Here is a 20600-nt window from a genome sequence, read left to right as displayed (position 1 = left end):
TTCGCATTCTTTGGCATTCTTTGTTAGAATGAGAAAGAACTTTATAGTAAGGAGTTAAGCGGATGACTAAAAATAAATTATTGCTCGTTGACGGAAATAGTGTGGCCTTTCGTGCATTCTTTGCGTTGCACAATTCGTTGGAACGTTTTAAAAATCGTAATGGGTTGCATACAAACGCAATCTATGCGTTTCATAATATGTTTGAAAATGTCATGCAAAAAGAACAACCAACCCATGTTTTGGTTGCTTTTGATGCGGGGAAAACAACATTCCGAACAGAAATGTATGCAGAATACAAAGGTGGCCGTTCAAAGACACCGGGAGAATTCAAAGAACAAATGCCTTATATCCGTGAGCTTCTAACCGGTCTAGGTGTGAAGTATTACGAGTTGCCGAACTATGAGGCAGACGATATCATTGGTACTTTAGCAGAAAAAGTGGATAAAGAAACATTCGATGTAGTTGTCTTGTCCGGTGACCGAGATTTAACACAATTGGCATCAAAAGAAATCAAAGTCGATATTACTGTGAAAGGTGTAAGTGATATTGAAAGTTATACGCCAGAACATGTGGCGGAAAAATATGATGGACTTACACCGAAACAAATCATCGATATGAAGGGATTAGCAGGGGATGCTTCAGATAATATCCCAGGCGTAACAAAGATCGGTGAAAAAACAGCGATCAAATTATTGAATCAATATGGCTCTGTTGAAGGGATCTATGAACATATCGACGAAATGAAACAAAGTAAGATGAAAGAAAATCTGATCAATGACAAAGAGCAAGCTTTCTTGTCTAAAAAATTAGCAACGATCGATACCGATGCGCCGGTAAAAGTTGATATTGAATCTCTTGCTTATCAAGGGAAAGACTTAGATAAACTGGTGCCTTTCTTCAAGGAAATGGATTTCAAACAATTCCTTGCTAAATTAGATGTGGTCGAAGAACAAGTAGAAATGAAAGATATTTTGTTTGAAGTGGTCCATGAATATGATGAAAGCATGTTCCAGACAAATATGGCTTTATATGTCGAGATGATGGGCGACAACTATCATACAGAAGACATCGTTGGTGTGGCTTGGGGAACACCAGAGAAAATCTATGTGACAAATGACTTAGCGATTTTTGAAAATGAAGCCTTTCTTTCATGGATTGGGGACAAGACTCGCCTGAAAAATGTATATGATGCTAAGCGTACGTATGTGGCATTGAACCGCTATGCAACGAAATTACAAGGGATCGACTTTGATGTCTTACTAGGTGCTTATTTATTGGATACGAACGAGAAAAGTGAGGACATCGAAGGGATAGCATCACATTATGGGTACCATGATATTCAATCGGATGAAGCAATCTATGGAAAAGGCGCGAAGAAAGGTCTACCAGAAGATGAAGAAGTTTTCTTTGCCCACCTAGCACGTAAAGTTTCAGCAATCAATGGCTTGACACCTAAACTAAGTCAAGAACTAGCAGAAAAAAATCAAGAAGATCTTTTCCGAAAAATGGAATTACCTTTGTCGATCATCTTGGCTGAAATGGAAATCAGTGGGATCAAAGTGGATGCGACTCGCCTTCAAGAAATGAAAATCGAATTTTCGGATCGATTGAGAGAGATCGAACGAAAAATCTATGAAGAGGCTGGAGAAGAATTCAATCTAAACTCACCCAAACAATTAGGTGTCATCCTTTTTGAAAAGATGGGTCTTCCAGTGATCAAAAAAACCAAAACAGGGTATTCGACTGCGGTTGATGTCTTAGAACAATTGCGTGAGCAAGCACCGATCGTTGATGATATTTTGATTTATCGACAAATCGCTAAAATCCAATCGACCTATGTCGAAGGTTTACTGAAAGTGATCCAATCGGACGGGAAAGTCCATACTCGCTATGTTCAAACATTGACGCAGACAGGCCGTTTGAGTTCAGTTGATCCCAACTTACAAAATATTCCGATCCGTTTAGATGAAGGTCGCAAGATCCGTCAAGCATTCGTTCCTAGAAATGAAGATTGGTTGATCTATTCTTCTGACTATTCTCAGATCGAATTACGTGTATTGGCGCATATCTCAGATGACGAGCATTTAAAAGCTGCCTTTTTAGAAGGACAAGATATCCATTCAAGTACAGCAATGCGTGTGTTCGGCATTGAAAAAGCCGAAGACGTGACACCAAATATGCGTCGTCAAGCGAAAGCAGTCAATTTCGGAATCGTTTATGGAATTTCTGATTATGGGTTATCACAAAACTTAGGCATTACTCGTAAAGCGGCTCAACAATATATCGATACGTACTTTGAAAAATATCCAGGTGTCAAAGAATACATGGAGCGTATCGTTCGTGAAGCGAAAGATCAAGGTTTTGTTGAAACGTTATACCATCGTCGTCGTTATTTACCCGACATCAATTCAAGAAACTACAACATTCGTTCATTTGCTGAACGAACAGCGATCAATACACCAATCCAAGGAAGTGCGGCGGATATCCTGAAAATCGCCATGATCGAATTAGACAAACGCTTGAAAGAATCGGACTTGCAAGCGACGATGTTGCTTCAAGTGCACGATGAATTAGTCTTTGAAGTGCCAGAAAGTGAATTAGAGAGGTTAGATAAATTAGTCAGCGAAGTAATGGAACAGGCGGTTGCTTTACATGTCCCATTGATCACAGATAGCAGTTGGGGCAAAACATGGTATGAAGCAAAATAATTCTTTACTTTTATACTGACAGACAAACTTTGAGGGAAGCACTTGGATCGGGTTCGTTCGATGCGGGAGTAGATTGTGACTGAAATATCCAGCTCCGAGAATAAGGCGAGAAACCCGAAAATTTTTTTTAAAATTTTTGGGTTTCTTAGCTTATTCCTGAAGGAGTTGTTTCTGGAGTACCGTTTATCAAGGTTGTGATAAACGCATTTTGACCTGAGCCGTAAGATAGAAAATCAAAAAATAGTTTTTTATATTTTACAATTTTATTGCGTAATGTTGAAGGTCAGCTTCTGGAACACCGTTTATTCGGTTTTAAGCTCAGGAACAAAAAAGATTTTATTTCTGTCCCAAATAAGTTCAATTTAAATCAAATAAGTGAAAAATGTAGGTGAGAAAAAGCATGCCCGAATTACCAGAAGTTGAAACTGTCCGAAAAGGATTAGAAAAATTAGTGAAAAACAAAAAAATCAAAAACGTTCAAGTGCTGTGGCCGAGAATCATTGAACAACCGGAGGTACCAATTTTTGAAGCAACGTTAATTGGTGAAACCATCGAATCGATCGGTCGCAGAGGGAAATTTTTGATTTTTCACTTGAGTCATTATGAAATGATTTCCCATTTACGGATGGAGGGAAAATATCAATATTTTGAAAAAGAAGAACCAATCGATAAGCACACACATGTGATTTTCTCTTTTGAAGATGGCAGCCAATTACGATACCACGATGTACGAAAATTCGGTCGGATGACGATTGTTGAAAAAGGGGCGAGCAATACCTATAAAGGGATCTTGAAATTAGGTCCAGAACCTTTACCAGATTTGTTCTTGTTGAAAGACTTTACCTTAGGACTACAAAAGTCACACAAAGCTATCAAACCTTTGTTACTTGATCAAAAGTTGGTCACAGGACTAGGAAATATCTACGTAGATGAAGCATTATGGGAAGCGAAGATCCATCCAGAGCAACCAGCTGATTCTTTACGCCCAAAAGAAATCAAATTACTCCGTCAAGCAATCATTGATGTGTTGTCACGAGCAGTTGAAGCAGGGGGGACAACGATCCGAAGTTATCTCAATGCGTTAGGTGAGTCAGGGAGTTTCCAAGTGGCTTTACATGTCTATGGACAGACAGGAGAAGCATGTGTTCGTTGTCAAACACCAATCGTGAAAACGAAAGTTGCGCAAAGGGGGACGCACTATTGTCCAACATGTCAGAAATTAAGAATACCCAAGTAGGATTTGTTTTAGGTTTGACAGGAGGAATTGCGACAGGCAAGAGTACTGCCGCTGCTATTTTCCAACAATATGGCTTTCCAGTAATTGATGCCGATCAAGTGGCAAGAGCGGTCGTTGAACCGGATACGCCAGGACTTCAAGCGTTGGTTCAAGCGTTCGGCAAGGAGATCCTCCAACAGGATGGTCGCTTAGACCGGGCAAAACTTGGACAATTGATTTTCGGCTCTGTCACCGCACGTGAGCAATTGAATCAAGTATTAGATCCATTTATCCGTGGGAAAATCACTGAAGAAATCATAGAGAAGAAAGTAAAATATCCGCTGATCGTCGTCGATATTCCATTATTATTTGAGGGACAGTATGATACACAAATGGATGCCGTCGCAGTGGTCTATATTCCAGAATCCCAGCAGATCGAACGTTTGATGGTACGCAATCAATTATCAAAAAAAGACGCAGAACAACGGGTGAAAAGTCAATTGTCGATCGAGGAAAAAAAACGACGTGCGGATATCGTGTTCGATAATCGTCAAACCAAGGAAGATTTATCCGCTGAAATCAAAAAATGGTTGTTACTTAATCGCTTTCTTTGAGTAAATCGCAACATTTTGCTATGCTATTTATATAAAGAAAGAGGGGGAGATGATACGATGGGTACATTCAAAAACCAAAAAGACAAAGTAGTAGGTTCTGCGAAAGAAAAGATTGGTGAGATTCTCCACAAAGAAGACTTACAGGAAAAGGGCCAGATCCAAGCAGAAGAAGGTAAAATCCGTGAAGATGAATACCGGGCGAGAATTGCTGAGTTAGAAGACCAACATGTCGAAAAAGAAGCCAAACGCCAAGACTTAACAACAGAACGCAAAGATCCAGAGACAAGTCCTGAAGAAAAACAAGCCCCCCAATTCGATCATCGTTCAACAGAACAAAAAATCGAAGAAGAACGAATGAAACATTATACGGGAATCGAAGATAAACTATAGAGATTACCCAATCATTTAGTAAAACAGAAAATCAAAAAGAAACAGGCTGGTGCTTAACGCCAGTCTGTTTTCGTTCGTTGAGATGAAAACACAACAAATCTTTCAGTTCAAGCGATTTTTTAACTGGGACAGTCGCATTGCTTAATTGTTTCATGTTATACTAAAGTTAGTAATAAGAAAACGTTTATTACGATCCACTTGAATTAGTTCAATAAAAAATCAGTGGGAAAAAATCTAACACAATTAAGCAGTGAAGTTGTAAAAATTATTTTGACCTGAGCAATAAGATATAAATTGAAAAAGTCCTTTTCATATTTTATAATTTTTAAGCTTAGTGTGAAAATCAGCCTTTTTAACACCAATGATTCATAGTAGGTGGAAGAGTTAACTGATGGAACAACTTCATTTGGTACATTCAAATAAGCGATTAAACTACACCAAGAGAGGTGAAAATTACGATGAGATGTCCTAGATGTCAACATAACAACTCAAGAGTGATCGATAGTCGTCAAGCTGACGATGGTCGAGCGATAAGAAGACGCCGGGAGTGCGAAAAATGTTCCTTCCGTTTTACGACCTTTGAACGAATTGAAGCGGCACCTTTATTAGTTATCAAGAAAAATGGTGAACGGGAAGAATTCAATCGTGACAAGATTTTACGTGGATTGATCCGTTCTGCCGAAAAACGTCCAGTAGCGATGGAACAAATGGAACAGATCGTCAATCATGTTGAAAATCGTGTAAGAAGTCTTGGCGAAAATGAGGTTTCAACTAATCTGATCGGCGAATACGTCATGGAAGATTTAGTGAATTTAGATGAAATCGCCTATATTCGTTTTGCGAGTGTTTATCGTCAATTCAAAGATATGTCTGTCTTTTTGAAAGAATTACAAGACATTGTTGATAAAGCCAAAGATTCGGGTAATAGTGAAAATGATGCGTAATTAATAAAGGAGGGAGCATTCCTTGGAAAATGCGTGGAAAGAATTACAACCGAAAAATATTTACCAAGGAAGAAAGAGCAGTCCTTTAAAAGAAGAAGGAAAGTCAGCCTTGTTATCCCTTTACCAACCATTGATCGGGGGAGAAGCGTTGAGTCTTTACTTGACGTTGTACTCGGAGATCTCGTTAGAAACTGGCGTAGGTCCTGAAGGATTACACGCCGATTTATTGAGTAGTCTAAGTTGTGGATTACCACAATTTTATGAGGCGCGAAAAAAACTAGAAGGAATCGGTCTTTTAGAAGTCTATTTCAAAAAAGATGAAAATTTGGGCAATTGTTTTCTTTATGAGTTGTTAGAACCGATGGACGTTCCTGCGTTTTTCAATGATACGTTACTTTCTTTTTTACTTCTAGAAAAAGTTGGTGAACGTCGATTCAACCAATTGACAGAGTTATTTAAGCCAAAAAATCTTTCGCATGAAGGCTATCAAAAAATTACTAAGAAGTTTTTGGAAGTCTATCGGTTCAATGAAACAGTCTATGCAGCAAACCAAGAACAAGTGGAATCGATCCAGCAAAAATTCACACCTGTTGGACCCAAATCATTGATAGCAGATTCAGACTCGTTTGACTGGACGTTTCTGACCGATTGGTTGAAGAAACAACACATCAATCAGTTGACAGAACCAGTCCTTCAACAAGTGAAAACATACCAACAACTCTATGGCTTTGATGAACTGACTTTAGGAGAGTTGATTCTACAGTCGTTTGATTTTACGACAGAAGAAGTATCTTTAAAAGAACTTCAACGGATCGTCTTGCTACGGCAGCAACAGCAGAATGCGTTGCGACAATCAAGTAACACTCTGGATACCGATCAGCCTGCTGAAACAGGTGTCCCTGTCAATCAGGCGTTGCCTAGTGCTGCACAACAATTGATCCAAGTCGCACGACAAACCCCACCGATGCGTTATCTCGAAGCGATAAAAAAAGAAAAAGGCGGGTATGTTTCCAAACAGGAAAATTGGTTGTTGCAAGATTTGGTCACCCAATCCGGTCTGTCTAGCAGTGTCATCAACATTTTGATCAACTATGTGTTAGTCATAAAAAACCATGCGAGCTTGAATGCGAGCTTCGTGAATACGATCGCCAATGAGTGGGCGCAAAAAAAAATCAGTACGCCAGAAGATGCGATTGAGCATCTCCATACATTGAGTACGAAAGCAAAGCAACCAAAAGCGACAAAACAAAACAACACGTCAAATTATCGACGAAACGTAAGGCGAGAAAAATTGCCTGATTGGGTCAATCAACCAAAAGACGAAACGCAAATCAGTACAGAGAAAAAAGCCGAGATCGATCGTCGCTTCAAAGAGTATCTGGCTAAAAAGGAAGGTGAGAGCTAATGGAAGATGTAGGAAAAGAACTGAAGAAAATCATCAGTAAACGCAACTACCAAGAAAAGTATTCCGAGATGATTGCTGAAGTTTTGAATGATGCGGATGTTCAAGCCTTTCTATCAGCCCATCAAGACCGATTGACGCAAGCGGATATCGAAAAAAGCTATGCCAAACTCTATGAGTATGTCCAAGAAAAAAGAAAATATCAAACGAACGATCCAACGATGATCGCTCCCGGATATGAACCAAAATTGACATTGAATTTCCACTATGTCGATGTCACCTATGTGCCGACAGAAGCACTCTTAGCTCGTCAAAAACAAGAAGAGATCAAGAGTCGTGTGAAAGCAATGGATATGCCCAAAGACATCCAATCTGCTTCCTTTGAAAATTTCGAACGAACAGATGGACGTGGCTATGCAAGCTTAGAAGCATTAGACTTCGTTGAACAATATTCAGCTGATCCTAAAAACTTCCACAAAGGGTTGTACTTGGTCGGAAGTTTTGGTATCGGGAAAACCTATCTTTTAGGTGCAACAGCGAAAGAACTGGCAATCAAAGGATTCACCACAACGTTGGTTCATTTCCCAACATTTGCTGTTGAAATGAAGCAAGCCATCGGCAAAGATCAAGTGGCTGAGAAGTTAGATGCGGTGAAGAAATCGCCGATCTTGATGATCGATGATATTGGAGCGGATGCGATGAGTAGTTGGATCCGTGACGAAGTATTTGGTGTCATCCTACAGTATCGGATGCAAGAACAATTGCCAACATTCTTTTCTTCAAACTTCACGATGAACGAATTAGAACAACATTTGACGGTGACACAACGAGGCGATGAGGAACCGTTGAAAGCCAAACGGATCATGGAACGAATCCGCTATTTGACAAAAGAAATCGAAATGACAGGCCGAAATCGTCGAAATGGCTAATGCCAGCAATTGATTTTTACAGAAACAGGTTGGAGTATCTACTCAACTGTCACTGTTTTTCACCTTTTCAATAAAAATTCATAAAATGAACAAAGTTAAGATGAAACGAATCCATGGACTTGAAGAAATAACCGGATGGAATCATCAAAGCAGTAACGCAAGAAATTACACGGAGGATGTATGATGAAAGCTATTTTAACTGGTCTAGTTGCTGCCGGTCTCGTGTTTGCATTGGCAGGCTGCGGCAACGAAGAAGGAAGTACAGGTTCAATCGATTCGATCAATGCAGAATCGACAGTGGAAACAGATAGTTCTACCGAACAAAAACAAAGTGTGTTTACAGGTACGATCGAAAGCTTCGGCGAAGCGGAAGGTGATGTGTACCAAATCACCGTCAAAGATGTAGAAGAAATAGAAGATCCAGCAAATATCGGTACGTCCTTCAGCAATGATGGAGTGATCTTGAATGCTTCAGTGGATCAAATCACTGGTGGTGTCGATTCCTTAAAAGAAGGAGAAAAGATCGAATTTAAATTGGTAGAAATGGCGGTCATGACGATGTCGATCCCTCCACAAGTTCCTGGAAATTCGATCATTGAGATCACTGTCCAATAAAAAAGAATCAATTGAAATCTTTTGATTACTTGTTAAAAAAAGACTGGGATATTTTCCCAGTTCTTTTTTCTAGTGAACATAAACTAATGTTATGATAGGGACAAGAACAATAGTTATCCCAAAAGCGTAAATAAGTAGGATAACTTTAATAAGTAAGTGTTTGTCCAAAGTCATGACAAATTGGATGCTATCCAAACATTCAGTAGTTAAGGAGTGGAAAAATGAATCACACAGAGTTATCGAAACGTCTTGAAACTGTCGGACGTTTTGTACCAGAAGCTGCTCGTTTAGCAGATATCGGTTCAGATCATGCGTACTTACCCGTCGCATTGATGCTCAAAGGAAAAATCGACTTTGCTGTAGCCGGAGAAGTCGTTAAAGGACCTTTTGAATCGGCAAAACGACAGGTGATGAAAAATGGACTGTCTGAGCGAATTGAGGTACGCTTGGCCAATGGATTAGATGCCATCGAAAAGCATGATCAAATCAGCGCGATCACGATTGCTGGCATGGGAGGCTCTTTGATTCGTGACATCTTAGAAGCTGGTCGGCAAAACCAGCGCTTATCGGGAGAAGAACGTTTGATTCTACAGCCCAATATTGGCGAAAAAACGTTACGAACGTGGCTGAAAGAAAATAACTATCAGATCATTGCAGAAGAAATCATCGAAGAAAACAAAAAGATCTATGAGATCATCGTAGCTGAAAAGAAAGAACAGCCCATTGACTATTCTGAAAAAGAGCTGATGTTCGGGCCATTCTTACTCGAAGATAAAAACGCTACTTTTTCGGCAAAATGGCAACGGGAGCTCAAACAACGTGAAGTGATCTTAGAGCAATTAAAAAATGCGAGTGAACAAAACAGATATGAGACAATCCAACAAGAGGTGGAATGGATCAAGGAGGTTTTATGACATGTCCATTAAAGCACAAGATTTCATCAAAAAATTTGAAAGCTATTGCCCGCAATGGTTAGCGGAAGAAGGCGATCCAGTTGGGTTGCATATCGGCACTTTGGACAAACCGATCCAACGTGTGATGATGACTTTAGATGTCCGACCAGAAGTGGTGGCAGAAGCCATTGAGAAAAAGATCGATCTTTTGATTGCAAAACATCCCCCGATTTTTAGACCAGTCAAACGCTTGATCACTGATTCTCCACAAGAAAAAATGTACGCTGATTTGTTGAAACATGATATTGCAGTCTATGCAGCCCACACAAACATGGATATCATTGAAGATGGGTTGAACGATTGGTTTTGTGAGCAATTAGGAATTGAGGTCACAGGTCATCTTGTTCAAACGCATGAACGTGGCTACAAAAAATTGATCAGTTATCTTCCAGTGGAGGATGCTCCGCGTTTAAGAGCTGCCTTGGCAAAAGCGGGTGCCGGAGAACAAGGAGAGTATGATAGTACAAGTTTTACCTCGATTGGCCAAGGTCGATTCCGTCCAAAAGCTGGAGCGAATCCAACAATTGGTGAAGTCGGACGTGGGGAACAAGTTCAAGAAGCCAAAGTCGAAGTGATCTTCCCAGAAAATATAGAAGAGAAAGTCTTACAAGCGATGTTTGCAGCACATCCTTACGAAGAACCGGCATTTGATTTGTTCTCGATCGATGCACCAGTTAAAACCTGGGGATTAGGTCGCATTGGGGAACTAGCAAAAGAACAGAGCTTGGATGATTTCGCAGCCCATGTAAAAGAAGTTTTTCAATTGGAAGGTTTACGTGTGGTTCGCCCAACGACAAGCCCACAAAAAATGATCAAACGAGTCGCTATTTGTGGTGGGAGTGGTGAGAAGTTTTATCCCGCAGCCTTGGCTCAAGGAGCGGATGTGTATATTACTGGCGATATTTATTTCCATACAGCGCAAGATATGCAAAGTGCGGGATTAGCTGCAATTGATCCTGGCCATTATATCGAATCATTGTGCAAGGAAAAATTTGTAGAGAAATTTGAAAAGTGGAAAAACGAAGAGAATTGGACGGTTGACTTTTTTGTTTCAGAAACATCGACCAATCCATTTGAATTTAAATAAAAAGGAGAGTCATTTATGTACGAGAACTTATTACCCCGATTTTTAAGATATGTCAAAACGGAAACACAATCCGATCCAACAAGTCGTACTACGCCATCTACGCAAACGCAAGTAGAGTTTGCGCAAGTCTTGAAAAAAGAATTAGAAGATCTAGGCTTGTCTGATGTAACATATAATACAGAAAACGGTTTTCTGATTGCTACACTACCTAGTAATATCGATCATGACGTACGTTCGATTGGTTTTATTGCTCACATGGATACAGCTGATTTCAATGCAGTAGGCGTAAATCCTCAGATCATTGAAAATTATGATGGAGAATCAACGATCGTTTTAGATAAAGAAGGACGCTTTACATTGAATGTCAAAGATTTCCCTAATTTAAAAAATTATGATGGCCATACATTGATCACAACTGATGGTACGACATTATTAGGCGCAGATGACAAAGCGGGTATTGCAGAAATCATGACAGCTATGGAGATTTTGTTGAAAAATCCTTCCATTCCTCATGGGGAGATCAAAGTCGCTTTTGGTCCAGATGAAGAAATCGGAGTTGGTGCAGACAAATTTGACGTAGAACAGTTCAACGTGGATTTTGCTTACACGATCGATGGTGGACCTTTAGGAGAGCTACAATACGAAACGTTTAGTGCAGCGCAAGCAAACATCACGATCCAAGGGAAAAATGTCCATCCTGGTACAGCGAAGAATACAATGATCAATGCTTTACAAGTAGCGATCGACTTCCACAATGAGTTACCGGCTGATGAAGTTCCTGAAAAAACAGATGGTTACGAAGGATTCTTCCATTTGATGGCTTTGAATGGAAGTCCAGAAGAGGCGAAAATGAGCTATATCATCCGTGACCATAAACGTGAGTCATTTGAAGCAAGAAAAGCAATGATCACAAGCATTCAAGAAAAAATGAATCAACGGTTTGACCAAGAGCGTATTCAAGTAGAAATGTATGATCAATACTACAATATGCGTGAAATCATCGAAAAGGATATGAGTATCGTTGATCTAGCTGAAAAAGCAATGATCGAACTAGACATCAAGCCAGTGATCGAACCGGTACGTGGTGGGACAGATGGCTCAAAAATCTCTTATCTGGGGATACCAACACCAAATCTATTTGCAGGTGGCGAAAACATGCACGGACGTTTTGAATTTGTGTCCCTACAAGTCATGGAAAAAGCGACAGATGTCATTGTTAAAATCGCAGAGTTGAATACGCATGTGTAATTGATCCGATTCATTGATAAAAAAGATTAAATTTCAACCAATAATCTCACATTATTGGTTGATTGCTACACTGCATTGACATATGATTGATTCGAGGCTATTTTAGTCAGTGCTCGAATCACTGTTCATGGGGGAGGGTGAGCGTTTATTTCGCATCCACTCCCTTTGTTTTTTGCAGGAAAGTAGGAGGAATATGGTTTATGAAGAAGTTACTGGTATTTTATAACAAAAGTTCAGGAAAGGATGAAGGGGAACAATTAGCAGAATGGTTCAAAGAGTATGTCGCAAAACATCGACCAGAACTAGATGTTTATCTAACGGAAACTGGACCGTCGATCAAAGATGAAACATTGAGAGAAAAAGCAAAAGAACATGAGGTAGATACACTAGTCATCATTGGTGGTGATGGCACGATCCATCATATCATCCAAGCATTCCAAGATGAATTAGACCATTATCGTGTTGGCTTATTACCTGGTGGAACAATCAATAACTTAGCGAAAGTGTTAGGCATTCCTTTTGAGAAAGAAGAAGCCGCAGCGATGATGTTAGAGGAATCGATCCGCAAAATCGATTATGGGAAAGTGAATGATAAAGTAGTCATTTCTACTTTGACTATTGGCATATTAGCCGATACAGCGGTCTGGATCAGCCAAAAAGAGAAGCAAAAATACGGTTCATGGATCTTTATCAAACGTTTCGTGAAATTATTGCTAAAAAAGAAAAAATATCATTTAGATATCAAGACGGAAGAAGAGCATTGGAAGGGTAAAGCACAGTTGTTGACGATCACGATGTCCAACTCAGTAGGCGGTTTTACTGGTTTTGATGATTCTGCTGCGCCAGATGATGGCAAGTTCCACATCACCATCGTTCCTTCATTAGATTTTTTCCGGTTTGCATTTTATCTCCCACGTATGATCAAAGGTAAGATCTATTCTGTTCCTGGCATCAAATATCTGACAGCTAGTCAAGTCAATATCCAGGCACGAGAAAAGAAAGTGACAACTCGGACGGATGGTGACACTACAGATGACTTACCGATCGAATTAAAAGTCATCCCAGAAGGTATAACGATCTACGTACCAAAAGAAGAGCAATAATTGGAGGAAGTTGATGGAAGTATTGATGCATAATCCCTTATGGTTTTACTTATTCATTGTGAATGTTTATCTATTTGGCTTGATGGGTTATGATAAACGTCAGGCAAAAAAAGGCGCTTGGCGTGTACCAGAAAGTAATTTGTTGTTTGTTAGCTTGTTAGGCGGTGGTTTGGGCGGTTTGTTCGCACAACGCATATTCCGTCACAAAACTAAAAAAAAGAAGTTCACGATCGTTTTCATGTTAGGAATCATGATTGATCTCGTCTTGATCTATTTTTTCCATTAAGGAGTCGTACATGTCTACTAAAGGAACAAAAATCAAAATCATCATTAATTTATTATTATTGACTATTATTCTCGCTATTATTTATTATTTGATCAACCAATCTTTTGCGGATATTTTCAAAGAGTTGCTTTCAACAAGTGTCCAAGTGCTTCTGGCGATGTTTTTTTTCGGTACACTTTATCAAATTGTAGAAGGTCGCTCAATCAAAGAGATCGCCAAGCCGTTTTCCAAATCTTTCAGTACAAGTGATGGGTTCTGGACGTCTTGTTATATTGCCTTTTATCGGATCGTCTCATTTGGAACGGGTACACTGATCTCAGAAATTTATTTTTACAATAAAAAAGGGCTGAAGTTTTCTCAAGGAGCAGGAGTCACTGCCTTGCATATGATTATGTATAAATTAGCGGTGATCACTTATGCAGTCATTGGCTTGATCGTTCAATTTTCTTTGTTCTACGAAAAGGCACCCAATATGATTTGGTTTATCATTGCTGGGATCATTTTGACGGCTTTGATCATTTTATTTCTTGTGACCGTCTCCGTCAGTTTGAATCTTCAAGTTTTTTTCGTCAAAGTGTCCAATCGTTTATTCAAAACTGAACGTTTACGTCACTGGGTCGATACGTGCAACAGCCAGATCTATTCACTGAGAGAAACGGTACAAACGATCATCCAAGACCGCACCGCATTGATCAGGATCTATTGTTGGAACCTGCTAAAACTACTCTGTTGGTATGTGATGCCTTATCTGTTTTTAGTAGAAAACCATCCACATCTTGATTTTCTTTTGACATTTTCATTTATTAGCTTTGCAGTAGTTTTATCAGGAGTCTTACCAACTCCCGCAGGCATTGGCTCGTTTGAATTTGTCTATCTATTGCTCTTTCGACCTGTAGTTGGAACGGTGGATGCTGTTTCTTCCTTATTACTTTACCGATTTGGCTCGTTCATCTTGCCATTCATTTATGGTTTTTTCTATGTGATTGCAGAAAGACGGAATATCTTACGTCAAGAGATCCATGAAGTAAAGGCAGAAAAAAAGCGTACAAAGGGGAAAATTTAAATAATTTGAACAACTTTCAAGTAAAATTTAAATGGAGAATCAGTCTGAGCTGAAAATGCTTAGATTGATTCTTTTTTCGTTTGTTAAAAAATATCTGTTCAACAATTGCTTTCACGCAGAATAGGCTAGACGTTGCTATCTCTCAAACAAAACAGTCCCTCGAAATGTATGGAAGAAACAATCAACACCGGTAGGGTAAAATTAAAATCCCACGATTAGTTGCTGAAAGTCTATACTTAATGGTATATACTATATATAAAATCAATCGAAAACTTAGCTTTCGACAAGAAAGATTTTCTTGATTTTACTCATCCTACAAGCAGGATAAAAAACGATAGAAGTTGCTCTTTCATTTTGGACCGTTCAACTTTTAGATGTTTGACTTTTGATGTCAGAATGAATCGACTGTTTGATGAATGATATGTAGTTAGAAAGTAGGTAATAAAGTGAAAAAACAAGCGGTTTTCCAAGATATAGCTGAAAAAATTGCACAACGAGTCAATGATGGAACTTACGTGACCAGTCAAAAGTTGCCTTCAGATTATGATTTAGCGGAAGAATTTCAATGCAGTCGACTGACAGTACGCAAAGCAATTGATCTTTTGATCAGTCAAAATATTTTAGTGAAAGAAAGAGGAAAAGGAACTTATGTCATGAAGCAACCGAAGATCCAAAGCGGTTCCGGTGGCTTACAAAGTTTTACTGAAACTGCCAAGGCTCAAGGAAAAAAGACACGGACAGAAGTATTGCAAGTTGAGATCGTAAAAGAAGTACCGTTGAAGATTCGCCAGATGTTCGCTGACTATGGAAATGAAGCAATGGTATATCTGTCTCGTTTACGTTACTTTGATGATGAACCAATGACAGTAGAAAACCTCTATATACTAAAACGTTATTTGCAAAATGAAAGTGGTGAACTTCCTCAAGCTCAGCTGGCATCTTCATTATATGAAATAATTGAAGAGAACATTGAGATTGGCTACGCGCATCAAGAAGTCGAAGCAGTCATAAGTCCCCCAGATATTGCCAAGTTATTGCATGTATCAGAAGATGATCCAATGCTTCTCGTCCATTCGATGACTTATTCCCCTTCTGCTAAACCGATATTGTTCGACACGTCTTTTTATCGTGCAGATCAATATACGTTTAAAAATACATTGATACGTCAAAAATAAGAGGTGAAAAATGGATCAAATCAACACAGCAATCGAAGAGAATTGGCTAGATTTTCTGGATTTACTCAAACAAGTCATGCAAGTTCCTAGTGTTAAGTCAGTACCTGGACCAGGAGCTCCCTTTGGTAAAGAAGCACGCTCGGTTCTTTCTTTGGTCATGGACAAAAGTGCCGGGTATGGGTTCCAAACAAAAGTAATCGATGATGCGATCGGCTATGCCCAGTGGGGGAATGATGGAAGTGATTATATCGGGATCCTGGGACATCTTGACGTGGTTCCTGCTGGTCAAGGATGGGAGTTTCCGCCGTTTGATCTCAGTGAGAAAAAGGGTCGTTTTTATGGTCGAGGAATATTAGACAACAAAGGGCCTATCATGTGTTGTCTGTATGGCATGAAACTATTAAAAGACCTAGGACACCAGCCAAAAAAGAATCTTCGGATCATCTTTGGAACGGATGAAGAAAGTGGCATGTCAGATATTTCTCATTACTTAGCCGAGGAAAGCCCTCCGTTATTCGGGTTCACGCCCGATTGTAAATATCCTGTGGTCTATGGCGAACGTGGGATCGTAAATGTGGTACTCCACTTTACTTTACCCGAAGAGGAACATCAACAAATCAGTCGATTCGAAGGGGACCAGTTCCGTGATCATGTTCCAGACCAACTGCACGTGAGAATTGCCAAAAAAGAAATAAGTGCCAGTGGTAAACGAGCACCAAGTAACGCGCCTGAGTTAGGAGAAAATGCTATCACGATCTTGGTGTCAAAACTAGCTGAAGAACGAATGATCACGCCAATTGCACAGGGTTATTTTCGCTGGATTTGTCAAAGCTTTCATCAAAAACATTTTGGAGAAGGGATCGATTTAGCGTTTGAAGACGAAGATTCAGGCAAGTTGATTTTGACACCTGTTGTGCTACAAAAGTCTCCAGAAGGCTTGCTATTAGAAATTGCCTTACGTTACCCGGTGACCGTATCAGAAAAACAAGTCGTGTCACGTTTGAAAAACCAATTGCCTCTAGGTGTTGATTTAGAAGTGGTTCGTAGTATTCCTGGATTTTGTCGGACAGAAGAGCAAAAAAAAATCGATACACTGTCAATGATCTATCATCAAGTCACCGGTAATGATCCTAAACCAGTGACAACAACAGGCGCCACGTATGCGCGTAAAATGCCGAATATCTTAGCATTTGGTCCTTCATTTCCAGGGCAAAAAGGGATTGCGCATACGGCGAACGAATACATGGATTCCGCAGATTTGCGAACAAATTTAGAAATCTACATGCGCAGCCTCCAAGCATTAACAGAATAAAACATTCAGATAGAACGAACAATTGAAAAATAAATTTCACGTAAAACGAGTTTCTAATAAAACGATGAGTTTTAGAAAGAAACTCGTTTTTTAGTATAGACATAATAGTATATACCATATAGAATATACTTGAAAGCGCTACAAATGTTAGGAGATGGAGGGAAAAAAATGTGGGGAATGATTGCAACTTGGCGCATGGCACATGAAGGTGTCTTGGCGGCTAAACAACAATTAGAAGCACAGTTTTCATGTAAAGATGCTGTGGAAACGGCGATCAAAGTGGTAGAAGATTATCCATTTTATAAATCCGTTGGTTATGGTGGGTTACCAAATGAAAAAGGAATCGTAGAAATGGATGCTGCTTTTATGGATGGAGAAACATTTAAGATTGGTGCAGTTGCAGGGATTACTGATGTAGCCAATCCGATTTCTGTTGCTCGGCAATTAAGTGATGAAAAATTCAATAGTTTTCGAGTAGGACAGGGAGCAACAGAATATGCAATGCTATCTGGTTTTGAACGAAAAAATATGTTAACAGCACGTGCAAAAAAAATCTGGGAACAACGAGTAAAAGAAATCGCTAAGTTGAATTTAGATCCTTACGATGGCCATGATACGGTCGGGGTTGTCGCGCTCGATACGCAACAACAGATGGCAGTAGGAACATCCAGTTCCGGTTTGTTTATGAAAAAACATGGACGTGTAGGAGATTCGCCATTATCTGGTTCGGGATTTTATGTGGATAGTACGATTGGCGGTGCGACAGCTACAGGCTTAGGGGAGGATCTTATGAAGGGCTGCCTCTCTTATGAAATCGTTCGATTGATGGGGAATGGATTTACGCCACAAGCGGCTTGTGATCGAGCCGTTTATGGATTTGATGAGCGATTGCGTAAACGTTATGGCAAAGCGGGGGCGTTCTCGTTAGTAGCATTAGATAAATATGGCGAATGGGGGGTAGCTACGAACGTTGAATTTACATTTAGTGTCGCAACGATGGCTCAAGAACCAGCAATTTTTATGGCCAATCCTGGTCCAGATCAGACGACAGTGATCACACCAATCACACAAGCATGGCTTGATGCCTATGAAGCACGTATCAAAGCACCAATTTAACAGCGAATCGGATAAACGGTTAACAAGAATAAAATGGAGGAATAAATATGACAACTAAAAAAATTTATTTATTTTGTGAAGCAGGAATGTCAACAAGTATTATGGTCAATAAAATGATGGAGGTCGTCAAAAAACACAAAATGCCATTAGAAATTGCCGCTTTTCCTGCGATCCATGCGGAAGAAAAAGTCGCACAAGAAAAACCTGTGGCTATTTTATTAGGGCCTCAAGTCCGTCATTTAGCGAGTAAAATGAAAGAAACGTTTGACCCAATGGGGATTCCTGTTGGCACGATTGCTCCAGAAACATATGGCATGATGGACGGGGAAAAAGCGTTGAAAGATGTCTTGGGTTTGATCAAAAAATCAAAAGCGACAAAGTAGCTTAATAAAATGGGATTTCAATCGAAAAATTGTGTCCTCAAACAAAAATAAAGCAGCTGGATGGGAGGAAGAAACATGCAAAAATTTTTGGATTGGTTAGAACGTGTGTTAACACCAATGGCGAAAACAATCGGTGAAAATAAGTATTTGATTGCGATTCGTGATGGTTTTTTGCTATCAACACCCTTACTGATCGTAGGATCGCTCTTTTTAGTTTTGACTAATTTTCCAATTCCAAATTGGAATGAAACGATGAGCCATATTCTCGGAGATAACTGGGCAACGATGTTGAATATGCCTGCCACGGCAAGTTTTGATATTATGACGATTTTAGCGGTTGGGGGTATTGGATATAGTCTGGCAAAACAATTTAAAGTAGATGCCATGCAAGCGGCAATTATTTCATTGGTCGCTTTTTTTATCGTGACCCCTTTTACAACCCTATTTACACCAGAAGGCTCCACTGAAGTCTATGAAGTAGGAAGCTTGCCATTACGTTGGATGGGTTCTAGCGGCCTGTTCTTAGGGATGGTCGTGGCTTTGGTTGCTACCCGATTGTTTGTCGCTTTATTACGTAAAGGTTGGACGATCAAAATGCCTGAAGGTGTGCCACCAACCGTCGTACAATCCTTTGAAGCGTTGATCCCAAGTTTTGTGATTGTTACTCTTTTTATGATTGTCAATTGGTTAGCAAATCTAACCTCATATGGTAATTTACAAGAAATACTATTTAAGTTCCTACAAACTCCTTTACTTAGCTTAGGAAATACTCTAGGCGCGATGATCATAGCCTACTTATTCTTGCATTTTTTTTGGTTTTTCGGTATCAACGGTTCGAGTGTAGTTGGGGCAGTATTCAATCCGATTTTACGAGCACTATCCGTTGAAAATTTAGATGCCTTCAAAAATGGCGCAGATATACCAAATATCATCACAGGTCAATTTCAAGATATGTTTGCTACTTTTGGTGGTGGAGGATCTACGCTTTCATTGATTTTAGTCATGATTCTAGTATGCAAAAGCCAACGAGTAAAAAAACTGTCGCAATTGTCACTAGTACCAGGGATTTTTGGAATCAATGAACCGATTATTTTTGGATTACCGATTGTCTTAAATCCAGTCTTACTTATTCCATTTGCACTTGTACCCACGATCAATATTATCATTTCCTATTTTTGTATGGAGGTAGGATTAGTTAATTATACGAATGGTATTCAACTACCATGGACAACGCCACCGATCATTTCTGGTTTTTTAGTTAGTGGTTGGCAGGCATCTGTTTTGCAAGCATTACTGATCCTATTAGGAATGGCTATTTATTATCCTTTTATTAAAGTGCTAGATAATCAGTATTTAAAAGAAGAAGCAGAGGCGGTACAGGAAGAAGAAGAAATCGATTTTGATGAATTCGATTTTGATGATTTATAGGAAAAGAGGCCATAGGAATGAAAAAAATAGTCTTGATTCTCAATCATTTGACTGCAGGCTTGGGCAGTGATGAAAATGCCCAGCTACCTCCTGGGGGCAAAAAAACAGCTCTTGGACCAGGGCGTACCTTAAATCCACTTTTTCAAGAACACGATACAGAAATCATTGCTACATTGTATTGTGGTGATCAGTATTATCTCGATCACCAAGAAGAGGTAAACAAAAAATTTATAGGTTTTGCCAAAAAATTCGATGCAGATGCTGTTCTTTGTGGTCCCGCGATGCATTATGCTAATTTTGGCATGATGGCGGCCCAATTAGCTTTGGTTTTCAGTGAACAAGGAATCCCAAGTGTAGCTGCGATGTCTGAAGAAAATCCTGCCTTTGTACGCTATGCTAAAAAGATCAATGTAATAAAAATGCCTAAAAAAGGCGGAATTGGTTTAAATGATTCATATAAAAATATCAGCTACTTTATTTCAGCGCTCACTCATCAAAATCAATCCTCATGACTTGATTTTGATGAATCAACTAGTTTGTGCTAAGCAATCATCAGAAATAAATACCTCTAGGTCGGAATATAACCAGCCTCTAGAATGAAGGGTAACAACCACGGAATCGTTCTGTA

Annotated in this window: 20 protein-coding genes; all 20 read left to right on the top strand. The window is 39.5% G+C overall.

Annotation, left to right across the window (positions count from 1 at the left end):
• Window positions 1-62 precede the first annotated feature (62 nt).
• Entirely contained in the window at window positions 63-2708 is a 2646-nt protein-coding gene (gene polA, locus IGK77_RS08595; RefSeq protein WP_074799260.1) for a DNA polymerase I, read from the top strand.
• Window positions 2709-3108: 400 nt separating this feature from the next.
• Window positions 3109-3945, top strand: coding sequence for a DNA-formamidopyrimidine glycosylase (mutM, locus tag IGK77_RS08590; protein ID WP_071867668.1), 837 nt, complete (start codon window positions 3109-3111; stop codon window positions 3943-3945).
• Complete coding sequence (coaE, locus tag IGK77_RS08585) at window positions 3918-4538, top strand: dephospho-CoA kinase (RefSeq protein ID WP_071867669.1); 621 nt, start codon at window positions 3918-3920, stop codon at window positions 4536-4538. Before mutM ends, coaE begins: the two co-directional genes overlap by 28 nt.
• 57 nt (window positions 4539-4595) lie before the next feature.
• On the top strand, window positions 4596-4928 hold the full coding sequence (locus IGK77_RS08580) for a CsbD family protein (protein ID WP_071867670.1): 333 nt from the start codon (window positions 4596-4598) through the stop codon (window positions 4926-4928).
• A 458-nt stretch (window positions 4929-5386) separates the two neighbouring features.
• The gene (gene nrdR / locus IGK77_RS08575; protein WP_071867671.1) at window positions 5387-5872 is read left to right on the top strand and encodes a transcriptional regulator NrdR; all 486 of its coding nucleotides are present in this window, start codon (window positions 5387-5389) and stop codon (window positions 5870-5872) included.
• A 22-nt stretch (window positions 5873-5894) separates the two neighbouring features.
• A complete protein-coding gene (locus IGK77_RS08570) occupies window positions 5895-7277 on the top strand; it encodes a replication initiation and membrane attachment family protein (protein WP_074799258.1) in 1383 nt (460 codons plus the stop codon).
• Window positions 7277-8203 carry a primosomal protein DnaI gene (dnaI, locus tag IGK77_RS08565; RefSeq protein WP_071867673.1) on the top strand — a complete coding sequence of 309 codons (927 nt, stop codon included), beginning with the start codon at window positions 7277-7279 and terminating at the stop codon, window positions 8201-8203. Before IGK77_RS08570 ends, dnaI begins: the two co-directional genes overlap by 1 nt.
• Window positions 8204-8386: 183 nt before the next feature.
• Complete coding sequence (locus IGK77_RS08560) at window positions 8387-8818, top strand: hypothetical protein (protein ID WP_071867674.1); 432 nt, start codon at window positions 8387-8389, stop codon at window positions 8816-8818.
• Between the two features lie 221 nt (window positions 8819-9039).
• Complete coding sequence (locus IGK77_RS08555) at window positions 9040-9732, top strand: tRNA (adenine(22)-N(1))-methyltransferase (RefSeq protein WP_071867675.1); 693 nt, start codon at window positions 9040-9042, stop codon at window positions 9730-9732.
• 1 nt (window position 9733) lies between these two features.
• Window positions 9734-10858, top strand: coding sequence for a Nif3-like dinuclear metal center hexameric protein (locus tag IGK77_RS08550; protein WP_071867676.1), 1125 nt, complete (start codon window positions 9734-9736; stop codon window positions 10856-10858).
• Between the two features lie 15 nt (window positions 10859-10873).
• On the top strand, window positions 10874-12106 hold the full coding sequence (pepT, locus tag IGK77_RS08545) for a peptidase T (RefSeq protein ID WP_074799254.1): 1233 nt from the start codon (window positions 10874-10876) through the stop codon (window positions 12104-12106).
• Window positions 12107-12306: 200 nt separating this feature from the next.
• On the top strand, window positions 12307-13209 hold the full coding sequence (locus tag IGK77_RS08540) for a diacylglycerol/lipid kinase family protein (RefSeq protein WP_074799252.1): 903 nt from the start codon (window positions 12307-12309) through the stop codon (window positions 13207-13209).
• 13 nt (window positions 13210-13222) lie between these two features.
• A complete protein-coding gene (locus IGK77_RS08535) occupies window positions 13223-13495 on the top strand; it encodes a DUF1294 domain-containing protein (RefSeq protein WP_010735321.1) in 273 nt (90 codons plus the stop codon).
• 10 nt (window positions 13496-13505) lie between these two features.
• The gene (locus tag IGK77_RS08530; protein WP_074799250.1) at window positions 13506-14558 is read left to right on the top strand and encodes a lysylphosphatidylglycerol synthase transmembrane domain-containing protein; all 1053 of its coding nucleotides are present in this window, start codon (window positions 13506-13508) and stop codon (window positions 14556-14558) included.
• 446 nt (window positions 14559-15004) lie between these two features.
• The gene (locus tag IGK77_RS08525; RefSeq protein WP_065095944.1) at window positions 15005-15733 is read left to right on the top strand and encodes a GntR family transcriptional regulator, LSA1692 subfamily; all 729 of its coding nucleotides are present in this window, start codon (window positions 15005-15007) and stop codon (window positions 15731-15733) included.
• 10 nt (window positions 15734-15743) lie between these two features.
• Window positions 15744-17045, top strand: a complete 1302-nt coding sequence (locus tag IGK77_RS08520) for a Sapep family Mn(2+)-dependent dipeptidase (RefSeq protein ID WP_074799248.1) — start codon at window positions 15744-15746, stop codon at window positions 17043-17045.
• A 168-nt stretch (window positions 17046-17213) separates the two neighbouring features.
• Window positions 17214-18161, top strand: coding sequence for a N(4)-(beta-N-acetylglucosaminyl)-L-asparaginase (locus IGK77_RS08515; protein ID WP_074799246.1), 948 nt, complete (start codon window positions 17214-17216; stop codon window positions 18159-18161).
• A gap of 47 nt (window positions 18162-18208) precedes the next feature.
• Window positions 18209-18544 (top strand): PTS sugar transporter subunit IIB, encoded by a 336-nt coding sequence (locus IGK77_RS08510; protein WP_074799244.1) that lies wholly within the window; start codon window positions 18209-18211, stop codon window positions 18542-18544.
• Window positions 18545-18619: 75 nt separating this feature from the next.
• Window positions 18620-19972, top strand: coding sequence for a PTS cellobiose transporter subunit IIC (gene celB, locus IGK77_RS08505; protein WP_074799242.1), 1353 nt, complete (start codon window positions 18620-18622; stop codon window positions 19970-19972).
• Between the two features lie 17 nt (window positions 19973-19989).
• Complete coding sequence (locus IGK77_RS08500) at window positions 19990-20484, top strand: GrdB-related putative oxidoreductase (protein WP_074799240.1); 495 nt, start codon at window positions 19990-19992, stop codon at window positions 20482-20484.
• Window positions 20485-20600 lie beyond the last annotated feature (116 nt).

This window comes from Enterococcus sp. DIV0806c, from assembly GCF_051710905.1.
Lineage (GTDB): Bacteria > Bacillota > Bacilli > Lactobacillales > Enterococcaceae > Enterococcus_B > Enterococcus_B mundtii.
Note: the sequence above shows the minus strand (reverse complement) of the source record. Positions and strands in the feature narration are given on the sequence as shown.

Bases quoted from the DNA above. Each gene is read 5' to 3' on its own strand.
- polA (WP_074799260.1), top strand. From the start codon at position 63: ATGACTAAAAATAAATTATTGCTCGTTGACGGAAATAGTGTGGCCTTT.
- IGK77_RS08555 (WP_071867675.1), top strand. From the start codon at position 9,040: ATGAATCACACAGAGTTATCGAAACGTCTTGAAACTGTCGGACGTTTT.
- nrdR (WP_071867671.1), top strand. From the start codon at position 5,387: ATGAGATGTCCTAGATGTCAACATAACAACTCAAGAGTGATCGATAGT.
- celB (WP_074799242.1), top strand. From the start codon at position 18,620: ATGCAAAAATTTTTGGATTGGTTAGAACGTGTGTTAACACCAATGGCG.
- IGK77_RS08500 (WP_074799240.1), top strand. From the start codon at position 19,990: ATGAAAAAAATAGTCTTGATTCTCAATCATTTGACTGCAGGCTTGGGC.
- IGK77_RS08530 (WP_074799250.1), top strand. From the start codon at position 13,506: ATGTCTACTAAAGGAACAAAAATCAAAATCATCATTAATTTATTATTA.
- IGK77_RS08515 (WP_074799246.1), top strand. From the start codon at position 17,214: ATGTGGGGAATGATTGCAACTTGGCGCATGGCACATGAAGGTGTCTTG.
- IGK77_RS08560 (WP_071867674.1), top strand. From the start codon at position 8,387: ATGAAAGCTATTTTAACTGGTCTAGTTGCTGCCGGTCTCGTGTTTGCA.
- IGK77_RS08510 (WP_074799244.1), top strand. From the start codon at position 18,209: ATGACAACTAAAAAAATTTATTTATTTTGTGAAGCAGGAATGTCAACA.
- IGK77_RS08535 (WP_010735321.1), top strand. From the start codon at position 13,223: ATGGAAGTATTGATGCATAATCCCTTATGGTTTTACTTATTCATTGTG.
- IGK77_RS08520 (WP_074799248.1), top strand. From the start codon at position 15,744: ATGGATCAAATCAACACAGCAATCGAAGAGAATTGGCTAGATTTTCTG.
- IGK77_RS08580 (WP_071867670.1), top strand. From the start codon at position 4,596: ATGGGTACATTCAAAAACCAAAAAGACAAAGTAGTAGGTTCTGCGAAA.
- mutM (WP_071867668.1), top strand. From the start codon at position 3,109: ATGCCCGAATTACCAGAAGTTGAAACTGTCCGAAAAGGATTAGAAAAA.
- IGK77_RS08540 (WP_074799252.1), top strand. From the start codon at position 12,307: ATGAAGAAGTTACTGGTATTTTATAACAAAAGTTCAGGAAAGGATGAA.
- coaE (WP_071867669.1), top strand. From the start codon at position 3,918: ATGTCAGAAATTAAGAATACCCAAGTAGGATTTGTTTTAGGTTTGACA.
- IGK77_RS08550 (WP_071867676.1), top strand. From the start codon at position 9,734: ATGTCCATTAAAGCACAAGATTTCATCAAAAAATTTGAAAGCTATTGC.
- pepT (WP_074799254.1), top strand. From the start codon at position 10,874: ATGTACGAGAACTTATTACCCCGATTTTTAAGATATGTCAAAACGGAA.
- dnaI (WP_071867673.1), top strand. From the start codon at position 7,277: ATGGAAGATGTAGGAAAAGAACTGAAGAAAATCATCAGTAAACGCAAC.